A 21,849-nucleotide genomic window follows, 5' to 3' on the forward strand; every position below is an offset into this window, starting at 1 on the left:
AATCTATTCTATTCTTTTCTCAAGAAGGTACATTTGATCCACATTATCGTTTTTCACATATTTATATTTCGTTTCTTTGACAATCTGCAAATCCGGATACCTGGAGACGAACAGCGATACAAAATCAGACTTCCACATCTTCCCCGATTGACCGTGATAGTTTATCTCCTCGTAGTGATCTGAATAATATTCGAATCCCCATATATACCGATTACTAACGCGATACATTTCATCCATAACCATAGCAATATGGTCTGGAGAAAGATGGATTAATACTCCGCTTGTATAAACTAGCGGAAAATACCGATCTTTAAATGGCAAATCGAATGCTGATCCTTGTAGAACATTTATATGATTTGTGCGTTCTTTTGCTTTTTCAACAGCATACGGCTGCAGCTCAACGCCATACAAATCATTAAAGCCGATAGACTGAAGATGCAATAAAATGTTTCCTACATTGCAGCCAACCTCCAAAGTGCGGCATTCAGCTAATTGACCGACAAACTGTTCATTCATTTCAGTACGCGTTACTCCATACTGTTCTTTATAAATTTGGTCCAGCTGTTCCACACTAAATGTATTGCGATCCGTATATTCTTTTCCGAAGCTGCCCTGCCAGAATTCAATTTGCTCAGTATTCACTGTATCTCCTGCCTATCATAATTTAATGCTTGCATGACCTTTTCTCCCAACTGCTGTTTTAGTACATTAAAGATTGGTTCATTATCCCGAATCGCTTCTTGACAGCTCAATACAAAAGCGCCGAACGATTTTACAATCGCTCTTGCTTTCTTTATTTTATTGTTCAATTCGTTTAATTCCAGTACAGATTTTTGGAAAATATCAAACTGTACCCTAACCATTGGCTCTATAAAAACACGGTAATATTCGTTTCTAAATAAATCTTTATTTTGCTTTGAGATTTGGTCTAACATATCATTTGTTTTCTTAATGTGAGAAATTGCTGCAGCAGACTCCAGCTTTTTCAATGTCTTGACGATATTGATCATAAGCTTATGCAGTTCCTCATGTTGAGCATTCATAACAAGCTGCTGTTTCTGGATATACCCGTAATCATACACGGCTGCATTCTCTTTATACCAGTCCTGTTCAACAGCCGCTTCCTTCAACCGGTTCTTAATAACCTCCGATAGTTCTTCAAAACGGCTCCCTTTAATCTTGGCCCCGCCCTTGGTTGTATTAATAACCGGAATATCCGGCATATCCACAATCACTTGTTCCATCTGTCCCCGTGCAATATTATGAGCCTCATTCGTCTGGACTTCTCCCCCATATACATCCTCAACAGCGATCAAACCTTCAAGCTCTTCTTTTCCTAAAAACGTAGATCGAGTATCATATTGAATCCCCTGAGAATAATACTGCTGATTCTTAAAGGAGAAGTTTTGCCCAACCAACACTACAGTTCCGGCGTTAAGTTTGTTTGCTACTTGCAAGGCAACCACAGCAACCGATGCAGCATCCGTAATAACTTCATCATTGCTCGTTAGTTGTTCTTTATTAAGAAAATAGGGAGATATATGGTCCTGACTCATAAACATATGCAGCATCGGTCCTGGGTAAACTTCCAACGTCTGATATCCGATTGTACTTCCAAATATCAGAGGAATATCTGTGATATTGTTATTCATAATTTCAGAAAGCACCTGATGATTGTAAGTATTAGGATCGTATGATACAACAGCGTCAGGATATATCTGGTGAGATAATAACGCCTTGTTAGCCGAACCGACAGCGAAAATATAGGCTAGTCCTTTTTGTTTGATATATCTTAGATTTTCAATTTCCTCTTCTAATGAAGGTCCTGCGGCTACGAGAACTATCGGTTTTCTATCAAACACTTTATTTTTTAATCTTAGAATATTGGGCGTCTCGATTACCTTCATTAGGTTTATCTGCGCATTGTATGACCATAATCTTTCATATCCTAAATTCGTATGAATACTTGTCCGTTTCATCTCAAGACTTTTCTTGAAGGTTTCAATGAATGTTTTCGTTAGCTCGGGAAATGCACGCTCGTAAACCGGATTAATAATAACCAGCACATCGTTTGTAAAATTGTCGAAATAAAATCTCAAAAAAGTTTCAAGAGAGCTTCCGCAAACGATATTCTTCAAATTTTTGTTTGCAATAGGATGAAGCGGTCTTGCCTGCATCATGCGGTAAAGAACAGCAGGTATAGGTTCATAGATCGTATAAGGCGTTGTCTTCAAATACTTTGCCAGCGATTCAATGTGATACCCCATTCCTAATCCGAAGAAGAAAACATGTTTTGATTGTTTAATCTGTTCAATATAGGGCTCAGTCCATTTCTCGGCTTCATTCATCGGATTATATTGACTATGCAGATAAACGGTTTTTCCTCCATATTGAACGCATAGGTTAGCTTGTCCATTCCTTGCCTGTTGGATCTCAACTGGCTCTTTTTGAATGGAATCCTTGGCCGCTTCAATGTATTGCCATGCATTATGATAACTCTCTTTAAGCAATTGCATATTCTTTTCAAAAGTCATCATACTACTCCTCACTAATCATAATTTGATTGAGCTGATGCAACAATTGTTCCAGCTGAGGTTTTATTTCGTAATTCAACAAATCCGCCATTAGCGTATGATCCTTGTCAAGAGCGGCATTCATGAATTGTCCCAGATTTCCATTTAATTGTGACAAAAACGCTTCTGAGCCTCCAGCATTTCCGTCTGAAAGCATGTAGCCGCTTAATGACTGCACTAGAATCGTAATATGCTGCAATCCCTCCGTAAAATCATTGATAGATGACCACACATTAACATCTAAGCCTGTATATAATTGGTCGCTTAGCTTTGTTAACTCAGGCAGTGCCCGAGAAATATAATGAGTGGATGATTCAAGCATCTGGGTTAGCCACTCGCTCTCTTTGACTACTTTTATATCCACTTTATTGACCCCATCGATATGGCCTGCTAAGAAATCCGTAAAGTTACCATCCAGTTCTTCTCCATCAATTAAAATTTGTTCAATAATAACCCTGGACTGGTTAAGGAAAGTTTGTATTCTATCCACAATGAAATCGATCTGTTCTTGGCTGTTTTCATATTCCCATACTTCATTCAGCATATATATTTTCATTCGGGCAGGAACCTCTTTTCAATAAGTATGTATACATGTATATATCGGTTATAAATGGCCTTTTATTAATAAACCTCGATTCGTTTCCTCAAGTTTCCTGAATTAGAGTTTATAAACATAAAAAAAACCCCGGTTTCCCGGGGTTCAATAATTGAACTGCTGTTATTATAATTATCCCAACAATTGCAGTACGCCTTGTGGTTGTTGATTTGCTTGAGCCAGCATCGCTTGTGCAGCTTGGGAAAGGATGTTGGATTTGGTGAAATCCATCATTTCTTTCGCCATATCCACATCGCGGATACGGGATTCAGCAGCTGTAAGGTTCTCAGAAGCTGTTTGCAGGTTGTTGATTGTGTGCTCCAAACGGTTTTGAACGGCACCCATTTTGGAACGTTGAGCGGAAACATTCTTGATTGCTTTATCCAATGTATCCAAGGATTGGGAAGCGCTCGAAGCAGTCGAAACATCAACCGAAGAGATGCCCAGCGCAGCTGTACGCATATCGCCAATTCCGAAGGAGATGGTTTGGCCGCGGTTAGCACCGATTTGGAACGTAACACCGCCATTGGAAGTAGCTTCTGTCTGCGCTTGGCTCAGACCAAGATCTTGAACAGTTGTTTTACCTGTTTGGTCGAAGAATTCCAAAGGTCCGTTCTCATTGTTAATGATGAAGCGTCCATCTTCACTTACATTTACAGAAACATCAGTCACGAAGCCTTCTTCGCCTGCTGTTTTACCAGTTACTCCATTGTAGCCAGAGATCGCCTTGTTGATAGCTTCCTGAAGGATCTTGGCTCCGCTCGCCATTGTTGCGCCATTTGCAATAGCGCCGCTAGTTGTGACTTCCATAAGAATGCCATCAACTTTAATGTCAAACGTTGCACCGGATGCTACTGTAGTACCGTTGTAATTGGTCGTACCTTGTACCTTCACGCCACCAGCGGCACCCATGATTTTATCATTCAATACAGCACTAGCGGTAATGTCGGTTTCGATTTTGGAATTAATACCTTTTGTTCCGCTTTCCAGAACCAGCTTGCCGCCAGCATCCACATAACCGGTAACATGGGCAACATTCGCACCGGAGTTATCGATTGCTTCATTGATTTTTTGAATAATAAGATCTTTTGCTTTGTTTTGTGTAGTTGTGTCTGTTGAAATTCCTTTGAGAATATTTTTCTCATCTGTAGTCAGGTTCTGCCATTGAATTTTGATTTCAGTACCGTCTACTTTAATTGTCTCTTCAATAAAGTTGGCATCTGCCGGTGCACCGGAAGCCATTGTACCGGAACCAGTTACAGTACCGCCCGTTAATTTAGCTACTGCTGCGCCTGTGGTTGTATTCGTAGCCACATTAGCTCCGCCAGCAGATTTCAATGCGCCGTTAAGGAGCTTTTGCGTATTGAACTCGGTTGTGTTACCGATACGGTCGATTTCTTCCTTCAGCTGTTTTACCTCTTCTTGAAGAGCAGCACGGTCGTCGGCTGTGTTCGTTCCGTTAGCGGATTGGTCAGCCAGCTCACGCATACGCTGCAGGATGGAATGAGTTTCATTCAATGCACCCTCAGCTGTTTGGATCAGGGAGATCCCGTCTTGAGCATTCTTTGCAGCCATGTCCAAACCGCGGATCTGCGCTCTCATTTTCTCGGAGATTGCAAGACCTGCAGCATCGTCGCCGGCACGGTTAATACGAAGACCGGAAGACAATTTTTCGAGGGATTTACTAGCCCCCATAGTGTTCGCCGTCAATTGACGGTGGGTGTTCATTGCGGCAATGTTGTGATTAATTCTCATTTCGTTTCTTCCTCCTTGAAGGTTACGATTATCCCACATCCTTGTGGGTTCTGCTATTCAATAGGTCGGCCGCCCTATTAAATGCTTCTAAGTATATATATCGAAATCTAAGAGGAAGATGTTTAGTGTTTTTCAAAAATTTTTTTGTTGTGAAAAATTCGGATTGCAACCTGAGTTATCACGCACGTTCAATTCATGTTTCTAATGACCAAATAAGTACAAAGCAATACAGAGAAATCTTTGAATAATAGAAATTCAATCACGATTAAGGATGCCATCCTTGCCGCCAAATTCTTGGAGTAGCACACTTGCCGCTATTCCAAGAATTTTTTATTATGTTATTTATTTTTAGTTCCCAATAACTTTTGCAGATCTGACAGCATTGCTTTCGTTTGGAGCGCTTCTTTATTTTCCTGCTGAATGGCATCGTAGATTTCTTTCCGATAAACCTCTACACTCTTCGGCGCTTTGATGCCCAGGCGCACGGTATCGCCTTCCGTACCGAGCACGACCAATTCGATATTGTCGCCGATCATAATCGTCTCGCCTTTTTTTCTCGCCAATACGAGCATCTAGATCACTCTCCATTTCCTGAAGACGCTGCGTCCGTAAGCGGTTCGTTGGCGGCGCTCGTCTGGATGAGATTCGTGTCCTCAGCAGCCTCAACAATTAAGGCGTGCTTCGTCGTGTAGGATGTATGCTGGAGAATGATTTGCCGGCCGGTATTAATCCTGGTATTAATAATTACCGGTGCGAGAAGGTTCAGCGTGGCGGACTGGAGGTCTTCCTTTAAAGTTACGATCGACCAGACTAACACGTCTGCGGGATCTTCAATGCTGAGCTCCTCCAGCACGTGCTCATTCAATTGAAATTCATAGTTTGCATAGAAAATGAAGGGGTCGGTCAGCAGAAAAGCGATATCTCCCTCTTCAACCGATTGCAAATAGGAAAACGGAAGCTCCGCCTCAGGCTTGATCAGCACAAAAGACTTCAGCTGCTCAAATCCCGGCATCCCACCAGGAAAATTGATGATATCTTCCGAACGAACTTCCACTTCTCCAAGAACTGCGGAGTTAACGATCATAGCGATAGGCTCCAATCTACTATATATTGTGGTTCACTGGTGAATAATTCTTAGGTTGTGAAATCTCTGTTTATGAAAGAAAAACTATAGACCTCGTATACTCCATGTATACCCGAAAGGTCTATAGTTTACAAGTGTAACCATCGTATTCATGATCATACTATACCGCCGCATCAATCTGCGGAGGCGTAATCTCCACTTTATTTCGCTGCAGCATATACAGGTCCAACCTGCCCCGCGCGTAATCATGGACAGGCGGATTCACGGCCGTATGAAGCTCCACTCTCCCTGAGTTGGCTCGAATGGAGAGATCACCCTGCGTGTACTTCACATCCACATTGTCGTAAGAAGCCGGCCCCCGAACATCAAAATCGGGAAACGTGCGCCGCCAGTCCTTCGCAAGCTCAGCGAAGGGATTGCCGCCCAGATGAATCTGGGCCATCCGATTGCCGTCCTCGACGATCCGGGCCAACCCGCGCAGCGCAATATCCGGCGATCTGGAATAGATCCGGCTCATCATCACCAGATTGTTGCCGAGTCCCAGAGCATCCCATGCCCGGTCTTGATTGACCTCCAAATTCCCTTGAGGCTGGTTGATCTGCAGCTCTGGACGAGAGGTCCTCATCTCGAATGTTGCGCGCGGCTGTTTAATAATCTGCGTCCCTAAGTCGGCATTAATGCCAAGTTTCGCATAATCCTGATGAATCTGAATCTGTGGAATCGCCATGATTTATCGCCTCTTATCGGAGAAAATCAACCAGGCTCGGGCTGATCAGCTTTGCCCCGGCCGACAATGATGCCTGATACACGTTTTCTTCCATTTTAAGATTCGTGATAACCTGAGCCATATCGGCATCTTCCGTCTTGGATTGAATGGAGGTCAGATTAACGGTAATATCCTCAAGTCTCCCCTTAACAAGTTCCACCCGGTTCGTTCTCGCGCCGATTTCTGCGCGCATCTCCAAAATCGTATTCAGTCGGGAGTCCACTTTGCCGATTAATTCAGATACCTTCTGATTATTTCCGGAAGCCAAGGCTTGAACGACATTATTAAGAACCTGGAATACATTGTCGCTGTTCTGGTCGGTGTCATCCGCAACGGGATTTCCGAAAATCTGATTGCCGGTCATATTCACTGCCATAACCATGCCCGGGGCCAGCTCATATTTAATCTGCCCCGGGTCCGTTGCTGCGTTATACGCTTTAGGAGACCCTGCATCCGACAAGCCCAATTTAGAGTAAGGCGGCGTCTCCGTCTGTTCCCCATTGAACACATATTTGCCGTTGAACTTGCTGTTTCCGATTTCAACCAATTGATTATAAAGCTCTTCAATCTCAAGCTTGATGGCGTTATAACCCTCCTGCGGATTTACGCCGTTAGCTCCCTGCACCATAAGCTCTCTGGCACGATGCAGCACATTGCCGGCTTGGCCGAGCGTCATATCGGTATAATCCAAGCTCGAAATCGCCGAGTCGACATTGCGGATATATTGGTCATTGGCGGAAATTTCACTGCGGTACCGCATTGCGAACGTCAGACCTACCGGATCGTCAGATGGCGCGTTTATTCTGCGTCCAGTAGACAATTGGTTCTGCAAGTTATTCATCCGCCCCAAGTTATTAGAGACGTTACGCAGCAATTGCGTATTCATCATCGTCTGGGTTACGCGTAAAGACATACTCTCTCACCTCCGGTAATTAACGGCCTACAATACCCATGCTGTTAATGATTCTGTCTAATGTCTCATCGATCACGGTCATGTTCCGAGCAGCTGCATTATAAGCATGTTGAAATTTAATCATATTAGCCATTTCTTCATCCAGCGATACCCCGCTCACCGATTGGCGGCGCGCATCGACTTGGTCGATCAAGGTCTTCGAATTCGCGAGCTGGCGGTTCGCTTCCCTTGCCTGAACGCCTAATTCGCCGACAATCGAACGGAAATAGGAATCGATCGTATTCATGTTCGTTTCCGTAGACGTACCGAAATTAAACCTGAAATCCCGGGCCTGGGAGAACAATACCGCAAGCGTGTTATTCCCTTTCACAACTTCTTCCGTGCCGCTCTCATCGGTGACGCGCATTGATGCGGCGATCTTGGTCGGATTATCAGCAAGCTCTTTGTTTAATGTAATGTTCAGGGCTGTTAAATTCCCCGAGCCCCCTGTCGAATCCGTAAAGAAAGGCAGGCCCACCGGGTCGGATGAAAAATTATAGCCAAGCTGATGCAGGCCATTCAACCCTTTGACCGTTGCTGTGAGGTCAGAGGATAACGTACGGTCAGCGACTGTCCCTGAATAAACGACCCCGTCCACTTCCGTGCCATCCGGCAGAACGGATCCCGCTGGAATGGTGACGACAAACTCTCCGTTAGCCAGTGTATTGGCAAGAGAGTTCAAATCATCGATGTAGCCCTGCACATATCTATCCCGGGATGTAATCATGCCGAATACTTCGCCGCTGTTCAAATCTCCGGAGGCAAATGCGCCCTCGATAAGATCGCGATCCACTGGCACCGGGACGAACCCTTGCAGCAATGTCGTTCCGCCCATCGTAATTTGATAACCGGTGGAGAGGTCCTCCACCCGGATATTCACCATTTTGGACAGCTCATCTGTCATGAGATCCCGTTGGTCGCGCAAGTCGTTGGCATCATCGCCGAGGCCCTCGATTCGTAAAATCTCATTGTTTAACTGTCCGATATTTCGAAGAATCGAATTCATCTCCACGACACGGATATCAACATTCTCGGTCAGGTCAATTTTCAGATCCTCTAATGATCTTGCCGTATGATTGAACGCATCGGTCAAAGCGAGCGCCTGCTCGCGAACGATCTTTCGTCCATCCGCATTCTCCGGCGCTTTGCTCAAATCCGACCAAGCATTGAAGAACTCGCTGATAACGGTACGAATCCCGGTGTCCGACGGTTCATTTACGATCTTCTCCAATTTTTCAAGCGTGTCTTGTTGAATCGTATAGTTACCGAAGTTTTTATTCTCGTTACGGAACTGGTCGTCAATGAATTTCTCACGAATCCTGGTGATCGAGTCGAACTCCACCCCCATCCCCGTTTGCCCTGGAATGGTAGAGCGCATAAGTCCATAGCCCTCAAGCGGTCTGGCTGCGACCATATTCACTACTTGCCTGGAATATCCGGCCGTATTCGCGTTTGCGATATTATGTCCCGTCGTACTGAGAGCGGCTTGCTGCGTAAATAATGAACGCTTAGCTACTTCTATCCCATGAAATGTCGATCTCACCGGTTTCCCCCCTATCCTATGCTCTGGTATCGAATTGGCTGAAGCGCTTGAAGCCTCCGGATTGCAGGGAACCATGATACGTTGCATCATCTTCGCTCGGTCCGGCAATCAAATCAATCGAATGCGATATATATTCCAAATTAAGTTTAATCATCTGCTGGTTAAAATCATTGATTTCCTTAAGCTCTGTTAATGCAGCGAAAAGCTCGTCACACGCTGTTCGCAGCAGCTGCTTCTCCTCAGCCCTGTGCACCATCTTGACAAGCTGCTCCATACGAAAGCTTCCCGTTGACACGATGCCCAGGCCCGCAACATATTTCCCGACGGCCAGCAAACGCCGCTTGTCCAGCTCGGCAACCGTCTGGATCAGCTTGGATTCACGATTCGTGATCGCGGCGACAGCATCTGTCTGATTGGATAGGATCGCCTCTCGTTTGTCAGTTCCCACGGTGATTAATTGACGGTACGTGTCTGTCAATTCGTCAAGCGTCTGAGCGATGATTTGAACAGCTTCGTTCATTATGAATCTCTCCTCTTGTCAGCGATCACAGTGCTGAGAACGCCTACTTCAAATAGGGCAGCAGCTTCTCCGCAAGCTTGCCTGCTTCCACATGATAGGTCCCGGCAGACACGGACGCCTTAAGCTCGTTGAGCTTCTCCGTCCGCCCTGCCTGTGCAGCCCGGTTCGATTCCAGAAGCTCCTTCGCCTCCGGAGATATGGACACCTCGTCTTTACGACGTGTCGTCTCCGCGCCTCCGCTGCGCGTCCCTTTATGATTTGCGTATTTCTGAAGGGCCGATATTCGCCCAGGTTCATTTATTTTCATATCTCTCACCCCGCCTGACACGGCAAATTAAAATAGCCGATGATTACTTATTAAGTAATATCGGCATCTCGTATATAAAAGTTTATAGTTTTGTCGGCCTACAGTCAATCACTGCTATTCTCATGCGTGCGGCTACCTATCTGATATGCTCCGGTACCGCCCTGCTTGCTTGGCTGGGATCCACGAGAGAATTGCTCTTTCGCAGAATTGACGTCTTTGATTAGCTTTGAGCGGCATTCGGGACACATATTGCTGTCGCGTATGAAGGTACCGCAAACTTCGCAAGGATAACCCATATTAGGTGCATTCATAATCGAAATTCGGCCTTCGCGAATAAACTTTGCAATTTGCCTGTTGCTCACGCCGGTCTCATCCGACAGCTCTTGCATGGTGCAACCGCGGTTTTCTTTGAGAAAGCTGGCACATTTCTCATATTCCTTATCTATTTCTTTAACGCAATTCGGACAAACATCGCGAAGATTTGTGGCATATAATTTACCGCAGCGAGGGCAATTTCCCAAATTCATAAATAAGACCCCTTCCGTCCAAGCAGATACTTATCTATATAATAACGGATTTTTGGGAATATTTCACTATCTATTTATAAATATTGTCGATAATATTACATTTTTTCCCGATTATGAGCGCGCCCATGTCAGTACATATAGTTCCAAAGTTATGCCTGAACAGGCATGAAGTGTTATGGCGCAGCTATTGGCTGTGCTGCCAGTCGTATAAATATCATCTACAAGTAAAACACGCAGTGGTTGCTTCTCAAGCGTGAAAAATGTAGAGGCATGGCTGTATTTGTCGGTATATATAGATGTCAAAAGTGCGGCAGCAGCAGGCTCAGCCGTAAAAAGCATTCGGGTATCGCGAAGCCGTTCCAGCCGGGTTTTAAAGCTCTGCCTCGTCGTATGCCTGGTCCGCAGCAGTAAAGAAGCAATCGGCAGGCCATACCTCCGGGCAAGGCCGGCGGCCAATCGCTGCGCTTGGTTGAAGCCGCGTTCCGATGCCCGTTCCTCGCTGATCGGCACATAGGTCACGATATCCCAACATGCCGCTGCATGATGCTTCATTTGATCAAAGCCGGTCAGAATATCAGGCATATACTTATACCTGCGCGGTTTAACCTTTATATTGAGCCTCGAGATCAGCTCCGTTGTCATTTGTTTAAACATCGGTTCGAGCATATCGATCAACAGCGGTTCCAGATGCTCTTGGCCTTGATATTTATAGTTTGCAAGCCAGCTCCGCATAACGGAATCATAACGAACGGCGCTGCGATTCCAGATAAATCCGGCATCAACTCTGCGTATACAGTCATCACAGTGAACGGCTCGCCCGCATATGAGACAGCGGACATCCTTTATCCATGCAATACTGCGATTACAGCTTTCACACAATTCCGGGATAATGGGAAGTTGATACCGGGCGTAAGAAGCATCGGCGTATGTCTCTGCCCGCACGATCGGCTTCATTGATCTGCCGCATAATCGGCAGTTGGAGTAGGCGGGACGAAGCAGACTGAACATGATGGAGCCCGATTGCTTAAGCTGTTTGAGAAATGGTTCTAAAACCGCCATTTAAAAATCCCCTTCCGGCTGTTAATCAGGTAGCCTTTCTTATCGGCTGTCCGATTCATCATCATGATCTGCCGAATTGCAGAAGCTTGCGATCGGCTGCGGGAAGGGCTGCAGAAATACACTTTGCCGTGCGGATCATCTGCGGAACGGCCGGCCCGGCCGGCCATTTGGATCAACGAGGCATCATCGAACAGCTTTTCATCCGCATCCAGGATGAAAACATCGCTGCGGGGAACGGTGACGCCCCGCTCCAGAATTGTTGTTGTGACGAGAAGCCGGATCTCCCGTCTGCGAAACCGCTGTACTTTGTCCCCGCGCTGGGGATCCTGTGATGAAGTTCCCTCAATAATTATGCCTGTATGTAATGTTCGAAGCAGCCTGACAAGCGGATCAACATGGCGAATCCTTTGTACGAAAAGAAATAGCTGCGCCCCTCGTTCCACCGATTGCAGTACAACCTTGACCAGCTTAGCGGGAAGCTTGGCATTGTGAAGCACTTCCTTGATCGCCGGGATGCGGAGGATCACCGGCACCGGCAGTGGATGACCGTGATAACGAACGGGTACTCTAGCATATGGCAGCCGGCCGCGCCGTGCGTCCCGCCGCAGCTCAGCCGGCGGGGTAGCCGTTAACAGCACCTTGGCGCCGTGAAGTGCACATACCTTGTCTGCAGCATAGTGCAGCACCGGATCGCCGTGAAAAGGAAACGCATCCAATTCATCAATAATTACGAGCTCAAAGGAACCTTCAAACCGCAGCAGTTGATGCGTCGTAGCGAGCGTAATCTCGCCCTGCTCCCAGCGCTGCTCGCTGCCGCCGTACAACGTTACGACCCCCGCACCCGGGAAGGCCTTGCGAATGCGCGGATCGAGCTCCAGCACAACATCGCGCCTAGGCGTAGCAACAAGCGCGCGGCCGCCGCGCAGCAGAACGGATTCGATAAGCGGGAAGATCATTTCCGTCTTACCCGCCCCAGTCACAGCCCAAAGCATAAATACTCGCTGGGTTTGCTTAGACGGATGCTTACTCCATGAATATGGTGACCTGGTGATTGACGGTGATAGCAATTGCGGCGAGTACGGAAATGGGGACTGTGTTGTGGTCAATGGCGATGACGGCTGTTTCGATGATGTGGTCATAGGTGATGGTGCTTCGATGCAGGCAAGTGCTTGCCCTGCCGCCTCAAGCTGCGCAGGACTTAGTCCCCAGCGCCGCAGCCTTGTTTCTTGCGGCAGGGGACTTGATCTGCGCAAGGGCGCGGCCGCCCCGCCCAGCAGCAGCAGGCTGCACTCGCGCGCACGGCCCATGCCGATGCACGCCTCGCAATAAGCGCACATGCGCCCGCACGCGGCGCAGGGCGTGCGGCGCATTCGCGCCTCGCCGCTGCCGCACCGCTTGCAGCGGCACCGCCGCCGCGGGCGCCCCAGCGCCTGCGCGAGCACGCCCCATCGCCGTGGCTCCGCCACCACGGCGATGGCGCTGCGCAGGCGCAGCCGGCCCAGCAATGCCGCAAGCTGGAGCACAGCGTTCCAGCTTGCGCCCCCGGGCCGGGACGCGCCCGCGGCGGCGAGCAGGGCGTGCGCTTCGCTGTGCAGCAGCGCACGGCCCTGCATGGCGCCGGCGGCGGCTAACGCTGCCGCCGCCAGCGCCTCAGCGCGGCGAGCTGTGCGCGCCGCCGCGCCGCGGGGGCTGCGATCCGCCTGAATATGGCGGATCGGTACCGCTGCGGCGGCCGCGGTGATTGGCGCGGCTGCCGCATCATTCCGCTCAAGCCCTGCGTCCGCCTCCTTGATCGCTAAAGCCACGCATTGCTTTATCTCGTTCGCAGCATCACTGAAACCACCCTGTTTTCCAACGGCACTGTCTCCGCTTTGACCAGCCGCTCTTTCTTTTGCCTTCACTTTCCCGATCCCAAATCGCTCTTCCCACAGGTCTGCAGCACGCACTGCAATACCGAGCGCCAATGGCGAATCAACCATCCAAAGCTGTCCGGCATTCATTTCGGTTATTCCATTCTTCGCAGCCTCTCCGTTTGCTTCTGTCTTCCCTCCTCCCCCATATAACTCAACCTCCTCATTTCCCGTCGCTCCATTTTCTCTAATCCCCGCTTTCCGTGCGTCCTTTACAGCTCCAACACTTTTTTCATCGCTTCTGATCCATTCACCACCTTCAATCGCTCCAGCCCTCCGGCCTATCCTGTTCACGGATTCTACAGTTGTCCTAATTCCCATTTGAAATTCCGCGTCAAGCCAAAATAACCGGTCTATCTCCGGTTCGATGGTAACAAAAGCAGATAAGCCTCTCTGCTCTTCAACAACATACACCCATCCTTTCATGCCCTCACTCCTTGTTATGTCCGGTCACTATCCCACCTGCACTTCAGTGTATGATGTTGCATACGATCGTTCATCCCCAGTCAGCGCTTGTGTGCCAACCTTACATCTCATCTGTCCACGCATCGTAATGAACGCAAAAAGCACACCCTAAGCGTTCGATACGCTTAACGGGTGTGCTTCACTCCGGTTGTATGATGCCACTATTATAACGCAAACTATTTTCTTACTCAACCGTACCTTTTTACTTATCCGAAGTATTGCCCTGCCGTCATTCACATGCCAGTCCGGCCATCTTTCGCGTCTTAGGCTATAACGGCAGCTTCGCCAATTGGTCCTGCTGGCGTAGATCGACCAATACCGCATGGTCCGCTGAAGACACGATGCCCTCTTCCTGCAGCATCCACATATAATGGTCCGGATCCTTTAATGTAAATCTGCTTTTTCCGATACTGCTTCCAGCCGCTTCGCTTAATTCTTCACGCCTTTGCAGAATTTGTTCATGGTCCTCATCCATGATTGCCGCCCTGTCTTTATCCCGTTCTATCGCATCATTGCGAAGCGACAGATCGTCTCTCTTTTGGGAAAGCTTATGCACGATTGCAGCTGTTTCATCGGTTGAGCCTTCGTCAATGACCGTAATTTTCACAGGAGCGCCTGACCACACGGAAAACCATCGAATGGAGCGGATGTACCATTCCATTTGCAGCTGATGATTGTCTCCGATCAGCACATAATGACGCACAGCAGCGGTCTTTTTCCCTGTATAGTAAAGTGCGATGTGCACAGCGATACCAGCAAAAACATAACAGCAGACGATTCCCAGAAAGATGGATAACATTCCGTACCACCTCCCTTTTTGTGATACTATATGCGGAGGTTTGCCCAGAGGTTCCGGACAAAAACGGACAAGGCATAAATTCATTTCGCCGCCCTGCAATCCGGGATCTGCTCCGCTTTTCAGTTACTGAAAGCATCTTCCCAAGCAACTAAAATTACAGTTAAAATTACTTCATTTTAAGCACGTGAAGCATAAGCCGATTGGATAACGAAACACCCGCTGCTCCCTCCCGCCCACGAATATTCATTACCACACAAAAAAGCCTGAGCCAAAGCGATGCGGCGCGTCATGACGGCTTCATCCCCTCGACTCAGGCAATTTAATTATCTGTTCCGGTTACAGGGTCACCCAACCATTTTTGATCGAGTTAATGACCGCCTGTGTACGGTCGTCAACCTCCATTTTTTGCAAAATGCTGCTGACGTGATTTTTAACGGTCTTCTCACTGATATACAAAAACTCGCCGATCAGCTTATTGCTTTTTCCTTCCGCCATTAAACGCAGTACCTCTGCTTCTCTGCGGGTCAATGGATTATTATCGCCGGCTACAAATTTCACGCCGGTTTCCTTTGCTGCCGCAGCACCGCTTACCGCCCCGATTTCATCCAGATACGTCATGCGCCGCAGCTGGTTGATAAGCTTGCCGGTCACCTTCGGATGAATGTAAGCATATCCGTTCACGACCGACCGGATGGCATTGACGAGCTCTTCGGCTTCCATATCCTTTAATAGATAGCCCGATGCGCCCTTGCGCAGCGTCTCGAATACATAGCTTTCATCATCGTGAATCGACAGAATAATGACCTTTACATCCGGAAAAATGTCACGCAGCCTTTCGGTTGCAATGACGCCGTTCTCGACGGGCATGTTGATGTCCATCAGGACAACCTCCGGCTTTTGCAAATTGCAAAATTCCAGGACTTGAATCCCGTTCCCGCACTCGCCGATGACTTCCAGATCATCTTCCATATTTAGAATCCGTTTGAGCCCTTCACGGAATAGCTGGTGGTCATCCGCGATCAAAACTTTAATTGCTTGCTTACCTGTCGTTTGTTGGTCCATCGTCAGTTACTCCTTCCTAAGCTCAGCATTGATAGGGATGTGAATCATAATTTTCGTTCCCCCGTTTATCGCAGATTCGATCTCCATCCTCCCCTCGAGCAGCTCGACTCTCTCCCGCATGCCGATCAATCCGAAATTGGAGTTATCTCTAGCCCGTGACTCGACGAGATCAACATGGAATCCGACGCCGTTATCTTGAATCACGATTTTTACCATATGTGCCTGATACGTAACCCCAAGGGAAACGATTGACGGGTTCGCATGTTTCAATGCGTTTGCATATCCTTCTTGAACCAAACGGTAAATTGCCGCCTCCATCGCGGAGGGTAATCGTATCTCTCGACCTACGGTATCAAAAGTCGTGCGTATTTTTGTTTTTTCTTCAAAATCCTGCACATATTTTCGTAAAGTGGGTATAAGTCCTAAATCATCCAAGGCCATTGGGCGCAAATTAAAAATGATTTTGCGAATTTCCTCGATTCCTAGACGCACTTGTCCCTTCAAGTCTATTAATTCGTCCTGCACTAATCCGAATTCCTGCTTACTGAGCATTCTTTCCGCAATTTCCGTCCTAAGAACTAGATTGGCTAGCGACTGGGCGGGACCGTCATGGATTTCACGAGCGATCCGTTTACGTTCTTCCTCCTGTGCAAGGATGATCTTGAGTCCGATTAACTGCCGATTTTTAGCCGACTCCAAAATCCGTGTAACCTGGTTTAAATCGCCTGATAAATACTCCAGCACGACATTCACCTGCGAACTGATCGTCTCGGCTCGTTCAATCGACATCTCGACATTTTTGACCCTTGCCTGCAAATCATCGCGGCGCGCCTTGAGATACGCCTCCTTCTCACGGAAAACCATGAGATCCAGCTGGATTTGCGTCGCTTTCTCATAGGCGGTTTTGATATCTTGTTCCTTATAACGCACAAAATCACGGCTTACCTCCGTAAGCCGGATTCGTGCCCGCCTGTATTCAAGCTCGAGACGATCGACTTTATTGATCGTCTCTGCCGTTTCGATGAATACCTCTTCCAGCTCCCTCGTCATCACGGTGAGCTCCTTGCGGGCGGATTCGCATATTTCAAATATTTGATATTTGCTGTCTTCCATTACATGAATTGCATTTTTGATGACGCGGTCAATGTCATTTATACGATAATCCACGTGTGCCTCGGCCCACTTTCTTATTGTACTTCTTACTTCCTATCATACCATATCTCATTTCTATACCGTTAAGTTATTGAATGGTAATCTTCTTCGCTGCGCCATCCCAGTGCACCTTCAGTCCCAGCTGCTCGGTCACCAGCCGCACCGGAACCAGCGTTCTTCCGTTGCGTACGATCGGGGCTACTTCCGTCGAAAGACGGGTGCCGTTAACAACAATGTCCTTCTGTCCAAGCCACAGATCAATCATCTTGTTGCCGCGGATGAACGTCGCTCTCTTTGCTGTATTGTCCCACGCCACTTGTCCCTTAATGGCATCGGCAACAAATTTCAGCGGCAGGTAGGTCGTGCCCCTCAGTACGATGGGCGCCACATCTAATCTAACCGCCTGGCCATCGATTAACGCTTCTTTTTTATTGACCGTCAGCACGATGGATGGCGCATCAGGCTGGATGGAAGCAGCGGCATAATCAAATTTGATATCGTCGATAGCAACCGATCCAACTGCTGCACGTTCACTTTGACCAGTCACCGGATTTGCCACGTAGATTCGTTTTATACGTATAGGATACGTAATCCCCATCCCGGTTAAGTCCGTCTTCACCGTTTTCCAGCCGGTCCAATCAAGGGGCCTTGCCAGATCAATATAATGCGTGGCTCCCTTCGCGTCTGTCGCTTCCGCACGAACCCAGTTATTGCTCCCGTCACCATAGACGGCAGCTGATATGGCAAGCGGCTGGCCGTCTACGGGAACTCCGGTACCGTTTAGTGCTGCATAGGCGAATTTACCGCCGGTCCCGCTCGTAAAGTCGTACGTAATCTGCAGCGCGGATGAGTTTTCCCGTCCGGGGAGACCTTTCACGACAGCAGCGCTTCCTTTTGTTTCACCGACTGGCAAACTGGTGAATGTAATTGGATAGGATACATTCTCGAATGTTTCCCATGTCTTCTGCGCCACTGCCGTACTTGTGGAGAACATCGCCACAGCAGAATATCCGTCATATCTTGCGATTGCATAACCCGTATTTACTCCATCTCTCAGCTGATCGACCTTGAGCTTTCCGCCCTGGACACTGCCATTAAAGCCCTGCAGCTCCCACTGCAGCGACGCTGCAGGAACATTCATCTGACGGCCGTCATTCAGCGTTACGCGAACGGGAACCGTTATCTCGGCTCCGGCACGCAGCGAGGCTGCTCCCGCATCAATCGTCATTTGCGTAATTTGGCTGCGGCCAATCACTTCAATCGGAAGCTGATCCGTCGCAAGGCCGGATTTAATATTGATTTGGCTTTTGCCTGCTTTCGTTGCGGTTAACGTCCCGTTCGAGAAGGATCCGATCGCAGCATCCTTCAGGCTCCACTGGGCCGTCATGCCCGCCGGATCAATCGGGTTGTAGTAGGTATCATAAGCTTTAATCGAGTAAGCGGCCTGCTGCCCGATAAACAATGTGCTCGGTCCGCTGGCTTTGACACCTCTTACATCACCTTTAGGGGCAGTCGTATAGACTCCTATTCCGTTGGCGACCAGACGCTGCTGGGTGCCGCCGCTGTTCTGTGTCGGATGGGCCAAGCCAACATTAAACTCCCCTAACGGCCGGTCCACCATCGTCGTCGATCCCCCGCCGTCCAGGTTGATCCCTTTCCATACCCCTAACGTAACCATCACTCTTTGCAGCTCGCTGAACGTCATGCCGCTGCTGTTCCCGGAATTCTCAGTTGTAATCAGAAATACTTTTTTATTGTCCCTGGAATAGCCAATGCTTGTGCGCGAGGTTGCGCTGGCGCCGCTTGCTCCTGATATATCACGCGAAAATGCCGCAGCCTTTCCATCATTGACTAGAATCGTGTGACCGCCGACCATCATCTGATAAATATTCGGGTTTTTCTTGGCCCCGGTAGTCAGCGAGATCAGGTTATAACTTGCATCTACCTTGTGGCCCACCGTCAGGTTTTCGCGCGCGAACTTTGCCGCTTCGCCATGTGTGCGCAGAATGTAGCCGTTCTCTGGCGGCTTCATCGGCAGTGTTGAATTTTCCGCAATTTGCATGACTGTCCCGTTCTGCACAAGTACCTCTGTCGGCGTCGTTGCGCTCATGCTTGCATTGGGACGCTCGGCCGCTGTCCATGCGCTGGTGTATATGTACATGGCATTGAGATGGCTTCGCTGCTTGGCTCCTCCTGCCAATTCCATCATATAGGAAGTTTGATTAATGCCAGACAGCTTGAATTTCTGCCCGTTGCCCGCAGTGACTTCACCTTCAAAGCCAAATTGATCGATCACCGGCGTACGATCGTTCGTTAACGCAAAGGCATACATGCCGATCAATTCGGACGGGCTCGACATCAATGCGCCGTCCTTGACCTGTGCGCCCATCGGCACCCCTTCCTGTGAAGTGATGAAAAAATCCCCATTAATGCCCGCTACGGCTCCTGTTTCCTTGACCATGCCGGTCACGGATTGTTTATTTGCTACCGTATTGTTCTTACCGCTCATCACATCAAGCTTGACATGCGGATTACTCAGATCAACTTCAATCACATGGACATTCGAACGGACTGTTTTTCCGCTCCGGGTAGAGGTCCATACATAATCAATCCTTTTTGCTCCGGCCGTGAGCATCTCTTCCTTCACCAGTTTGAGATCCGGCGATGTGACCGCCTGTGCCGCAGCTATTGGAGCATTCCCTCCCCATAATATGCTGGACGCTGTGATCGGTTGAACCAATAAAGCACCACTTAGCGTGAGAACCAATACCCTCTTTGTTATTCCCTTGCCAACTGTGCTTCTATAACGAACATTGTCAACGACATGATTGCTGTTTTCCGGTTTACGCATGTTATTTCGCAACTCTCCCATCTTGAAATCTATTAGTTATAGACTCCTGGAATGGGGAAAAAGTTACGATTAATGAGAATTCTTTAATATGAAACCGTCAAAAAACGAGATTAATAGTGAATTTCCAACAACATAATACAAAAAAATAGACCGCCCTTTAATAAGGTTTACGGTCTATTCAAAGTCATCTCATCTTTGATTGATTTACGCTAAGGCATCTGCCTTTAATTTCTCAGCCTTGTCTACGCGTTCCCAAGGCAGATCAATATCCGTACGTCCGAAATGGCCGTAAGCGGCTGTCTTGCCGTAAATTGGACGACGCAGATCCAGCATCTTGATGATGCCTGCAGGACGCAGATCAAAGTTGCTGCGGATCACTTCAACGAGTGTTTCTTCGCTTACTTTCCCTGTGCCATACGTATCCACGCTGATGGATACCGGATTAGCGACACCAATGGCATAAGCCAGCTGAATCTCGCATTTGTCAGCAAGTCCTGCAGCTACGATATTCTTCGCTACATAACGAGCCGCATAAGCCGCGGAACGGTCAACCTTCGTCGGATCCTTACCGGAGAATGCGCCGCCGCCATGACGGGCATATCCGCCATAAGTATCAACGATGATTTTGCGGCCGGTCAAACCTGCATCCCCTTGAGGTCCGCCAATTACGAAACGGCCAGTCGGGTTGATGAAATATTTGGTCTCTGCATCCAACCATTCGGAAGGAACGACCGGTTTGATAACATGCTCTTGAATGTCGCGTTGGATTTGCTCAAGCGTTACATCCTCAGCGTGCTGAGTGGAAACTACAATCGCATCGACGCGTACTGGTTTGCCATCCATATATTCAATGGTAACTTGCGTCTTGCCGTCTGGACGCAGATAATCAAGCGTTCCATTCTTGCGCACTTCCGACAAGCGGCGCGCAATACGGTGTGATAATGCGATTGGAAGCGGCATAAGCTCAGGCGTTTCGTTCGTTGCAAACCCGAACATCAAGCCTTGGTCTCCCGCACCGATATCTTCGTTCTCTTGACGGATATCTTTACCGTCACGTGTTTCAATCGCAGCGTTTACGCCTTGCGCGATATCAGCCGACTGCTCATTAAGCGAAGTAAGTACCGCACATGTGCTGGAGTCGAACCCATACTTTGCACGAGTGTACCCAATTTCTTTGATTGTGCGACGAACAATTGCAGGAATATCGACATAATCAGCAGAGCTGCTGATTTCTCCAATGACCAATACCAAACCCGTTGCAACCGATACCTCACACGCAACACGTGCATAAGGGTCTACTTCCAGAAACGCGTCAAGCACTGCGTCGGAAATTTGGTCACAAATTTTATCGGGATGACCTTCGGTTACTGATTCCGAAGTGAACAAGTGTCTTCCTTTTAATGACATCCGTTTCAACCTCCTTATAACCTTAGTATGAATTAAGTGCGGTTCCCCTACACAAAAAATGAACCTTTTCCAACATGGAAAAGGTTGTTAGACAACGCTCTAGGATAGTATGATACCCGATTTGTCGCTTATTGTCAATGGATACCGCCTAATACCTGCTCGGCTTGGCTGATCAGCCTGCGTGTAATTTCACCGCCGACTGAGCCGGCATCGCGTGTCGCCAATTGGCTCCAGGGCACATACCCTCCGCCGGATGAACTTTGAACTGCTCCAAGCTGATCGGCAAATTCGGTGTCGTGTTTACCTGCTGAAGCCGCAGATGGGACAAACAATCCAAGCTCAGCCGCAATTTCGTACTTCATCTGATTTAATGCTTCACGGCATTGCGGCACGACTTTTTTATTGCTTCGATTCGCCATGTTCTTAAACACCTCCACTTTGGTTGTGGGGTTAGTATATGAAGGCATGGCGGTCGCGAAGCGTATAAGTTCCTGTCAAGCCGGGTAAATATAAGAAGAAATC

20 protein-coding genes are annotated in these 21,849 nt (G+C 48.1%); all 20 read right to left on the bottom strand.

From position 1 onward, the window contains the following. Positions 1-3 precede the first annotated feature (3 nt). A complete protein-coding gene (locus IEW11_RS02945; protein WP_188528892.1) occupies positions 4-642 on the bottom strand; it encodes a pseudaminic acid biosynthesis-associated methylase in 639 nt (212 codons plus the stop codon). Then, positions 639-2,534 (bottom strand): motility associated factor glycosyltransferase family protein, encoded by a 1,896-nt coding sequence (locus IEW11_RS02950; RefSeq protein WP_188528894.1) that lies wholly within the window; start codon positions 2,532-2,534, stop codon positions 639-641. The genes IEW11_RS02945 and IEW11_RS02950 overlap by 4 nt, the downstream gene beginning before the upstream one ends. Before the next feature lie 4 nt (positions 2,535-2,538). Next, positions 2,539-3,129: a DUF8042 domain-containing protein gene (locus IEW11_RS02955; RefSeq protein WP_188528896.1), complete on the bottom strand. Its 591-nt coding sequence runs from the start codon at positions 3,127-3,129 to the stop codon at positions 2,539-2,541. A 171-nt stretch (positions 3,130-3,300) separates the two neighbouring features. Beyond that, the gene (locus IEW11_RS25195) at positions 3,301-4,923 is read right to left on the bottom strand and encodes a flagellin N-terminal helical domain-containing protein (RefSeq protein ID WP_188528898.1); all 1,623 of its coding nucleotides are present in this window, start codon (positions 4,921-4,923) and stop codon (positions 3,301-3,303) included. 338 nt (positions 4,924-5,261) lie between these two features. Next, positions 5,262-5,495 carry a carbon storage regulator CsrA gene (gene csrA / locus IEW11_RS02965; protein ID WP_188528899.1) on the bottom strand — a complete coding sequence of 78 codons (234 nt, stop codon included), beginning with the start codon at positions 5,493-5,495 and terminating at the stop codon, positions 5,262-5,264. Between the two features lie 5 nt (positions 5,496-5,500). Continuing rightward, positions 5,501-6,007, bottom strand: a complete 507-nt coding sequence (fliW, locus tag IEW11_RS02970; protein WP_188528902.1) for a flagellar assembly protein FliW — start codon at positions 6,005-6,007, stop codon at positions 5,501-5,503. 160 nt (positions 6,008-6,167) lie between these two features. Continuing rightward, entirely contained in the window at positions 6,168-6,734 is a 567-nt protein-coding gene (locus IEW11_RS02975) for a DUF6470 family protein (RefSeq protein WP_188528904.1), read from the bottom strand. Between the two features lie 13 nt (positions 6,735-6,747). Continuing rightward, complete coding sequence (flgL, locus tag IEW11_RS02980) at positions 6,748-7,686, bottom strand: flagellar hook-associated protein FlgL (protein ID WP_188528906.1); 939 nt, start codon at positions 7,684-7,686, stop codon at positions 6,748-6,750. A 19-nt stretch (positions 7,687-7,705) separates the two neighbouring features. After that, positions 7,706-9,268, bottom strand: a complete 1,563-nt coding sequence (gene flgK / locus IEW11_RS02985; RefSeq protein WP_188528908.1) for a flagellar hook-associated protein FlgK — start codon at positions 9,266-9,268, stop codon at positions 7,706-7,708. A 16-nt stretch (positions 9,269-9,284) separates the two neighbouring features. Continuing rightward, on the bottom strand, positions 9,285-9,788 hold the full coding sequence (locus IEW11_RS02990) for a flagellar protein FlgN (RefSeq protein WP_188528910.1): 504 nt from the start codon (positions 9,786-9,788) through the stop codon (positions 9,285-9,287). Between the two features lie 43 nt (positions 9,789-9,831). Further along, on the bottom strand, positions 9,832-10,095 hold the full coding sequence (gene flgM / locus IEW11_RS02995) for a flagellar biosynthesis anti-sigma factor FlgM (RefSeq protein WP_188528911.1): 264 nt from the start codon (positions 10,093-10,095) through the stop codon (positions 9,832-9,834). A 104-nt stretch (positions 10,096-10,199) separates the two neighbouring features. Further along, positions 10,200-10,622: a TIGR03826 family flagellar region protein gene (locus IEW11_RS03000; protein ID WP_188528912.1), complete on the bottom strand. Its 423-nt coding sequence runs from the start codon at positions 10,620-10,622 to the stop codon at positions 10,200-10,202. Between the two features lie 111 nt (positions 10,623-10,733). Continuing rightward, entirely contained in the window at positions 10,734-11,681 is a 948-nt protein-coding gene (locus IEW11_RS03005; RefSeq protein ID WP_188528913.1) for a ComF family protein, read from the bottom strand. Further along, on the bottom strand, positions 11,669-14,017 hold the full coding sequence (locus tag IEW11_RS24785; protein ID WP_229724934.1) for an ATP-dependent helicase ComFA: 2,349 nt from the start codon (positions 14,015-14,017) through the stop codon (positions 11,669-11,671). The genes IEW11_RS03005 and IEW11_RS24785 overlap by 13 nt, the downstream gene beginning before the upstream one ends. A 307-nt stretch (positions 14,018-14,324) precedes the next feature. Continuing rightward, on the bottom strand, positions 14,325-14,855 hold the full coding sequence (locus tag IEW11_RS03015; protein WP_188528914.1) for a hypothetical protein: 531 nt from the start codon (positions 14,853-14,855) through the stop codon (positions 14,325-14,327). Between the two features lie 336 nt (positions 14,856-15,191). Then, the gene (locus tag IEW11_RS03020) at positions 15,192-15,917 is read right to left on the bottom strand and encodes a response regulator transcription factor (protein WP_188528915.1); all 726 of its coding nucleotides are present in this window, start codon (positions 15,915-15,917) and stop codon (positions 15,192-15,194) included. A 6-nt stretch (positions 15,918-15,923) separates the two neighbouring features. Then, positions 15,924-17,084 (bottom strand): sensor histidine kinase, encoded by a 1,161-nt coding sequence (locus tag IEW11_RS03025; protein ID WP_188528916.1) that lies wholly within the window; start codon positions 17,082-17,084, stop codon positions 15,924-15,926. Between the two features lie 73 nt (positions 17,085-17,157). Further along, positions 17,158-19,920, bottom strand: coding sequence for a stalk domain-containing protein (locus IEW11_RS03030; RefSeq protein WP_229724935.1), 2,763 nt, complete (start codon positions 19,918-19,920; stop codon positions 17,158-17,160). 204 nt (positions 19,921-20,124) lie between these two features. Beyond that, on the bottom strand, positions 20,125-21,327 hold the full coding sequence (gene metK, locus IEW11_RS03035; protein ID WP_188528919.1) for a methionine adenosyltransferase: 1,203 nt from the start codon (positions 21,325-21,327) through the stop codon (positions 20,125-20,127). 134 nt (positions 21,328-21,461) lie between these two features. Beyond that, positions 21,462-21,746 carry an alpha/beta-type small acid-soluble spore protein gene (locus IEW11_RS03040; protein ID WP_188528920.1) on the bottom strand — a complete coding sequence of 95 codons (285 nt, stop codon included), beginning with the start codon at positions 21,744-21,746 and terminating at the stop codon, positions 21,462-21,464. Between the last annotated feature and the right edge of the window lie 103 nt (positions 21,747-21,849).

It is taken from the genome of Paenibacillus abyssi, from assembly GCF_014640295.1.
Taxonomy (GTDB): domain Bacteria; phylum Bacillota; class Bacilli; order Paenibacillales; family Paenibacillaceae; genus Paenibacillus_D; species Paenibacillus_D abyssi.

Bases quoted from the DNA above. Each gene is read 5' to 3' on its own strand.
- IEW11_RS02950 (WP_188528894.1), bottom strand. From the start codon at position 2,534: ATGACTTTTGAAAAGAATATGCAATTGCTTAAAGAGAGTTATCATAAT.
- IEW11_RS02955 (WP_188528896.1), bottom strand. From the start codon at position 3,129: ATGAAAATATATATGCTGAATGAAGTATGGGAATATGAAAACAGCCAA.
- IEW11_RS25195 (WP_188528898.1), bottom strand. From the start codon at position 4,923: ATGAGAATTAATCACAACATTGCCGCAATGAACACCCACCGTCAATTG.
- csrA (WP_188528899.1), bottom strand. From the start codon at position 5,495: ATGCTCGTATTGGCGAGAAAAAAAGGCGAGACGATTATGATCGGCGAC.
- fliW (WP_188528902.1), bottom strand. From the start codon at position 6,007: ATGATCGTTAACTCCGCAGTTCTTGGAGAAGTGGAAGTTCGTTCGGAA.
- IEW11_RS02975 (WP_188528904.1), bottom strand. From the start codon at position 6,734: ATGGCGATTCCACAGATTCAGATTCATCAGGATTATGCGAAACTTGGC.
- flgL (WP_188528906.1), bottom strand. From the start codon at position 7,686: ATGTCTTTACGCGTAACCCAGACGATGATGAATACGCAATTGCTGCGT.
- IEW11_RS02990 (WP_188528910.1), bottom strand. From the start codon at position 9,788: ATGAACGAAGCTGTTCAAATCATCGCTCAGACGCTTGACGAATTGACA.
- flgM (WP_188528911.1), bottom strand. From the start codon at position 10,095: ATGAAAATAAATGAACCTGGGCGAATATCGGCCCTTCAGAAATACGCA.
- IEW11_RS03000 (WP_188528912.1), bottom strand. From the start codon at position 10,622: ATGAATTTGGGAAATTGCCCTCGCTGCGGTAAATTATATGCCACAAAT.
- IEW11_RS03005 (WP_188528913.1), bottom strand. From the start codon at position 11,681: ATGGCGGTTTTAGAACCATTTCTCAAACAGCTTAAGCAATCGGGCTCC.
- IEW11_RS24785 (WP_229724934.1), bottom strand. From the start codon at position 14,017: ATGAAAGGATGGGTGTATGTTGTTGAAGAGCAGAGAGGCTTATCTGCT.
- IEW11_RS03015 (WP_188528914.1), bottom strand. From the start codon at position 14,855: ATGTTATCCATCTTTCTGGGAATCGTCTGCTGTTATGTTTTTGCTGGT.
- IEW11_RS03020 (WP_188528915.1), bottom strand. From the start codon at position 15,917: ATGGACCAACAAACGACAGGTAAGCAAGCAATTAAAGTTTTGATCGCG.
- IEW11_RS03030 (WP_229724935.1), bottom strand. From the start codon at position 19,920: ATGCGTAAACCGGAAAACAGCAATCATGTCGTTGACAATGTTCGTTAT.
- metK (WP_188528919.1), bottom strand. From the start codon at position 21,327: ATGTCATTAAAAGGAAGACACTTGTTCACTTCGGAATCAGTAACCGAA.
- IEW11_RS03040 (WP_188528920.1), bottom strand. From the start codon at position 21,746: ATGGCGAATCGAAGCAATAAAAAAGTCGTGCCGCAATGCCGTGAAGCA.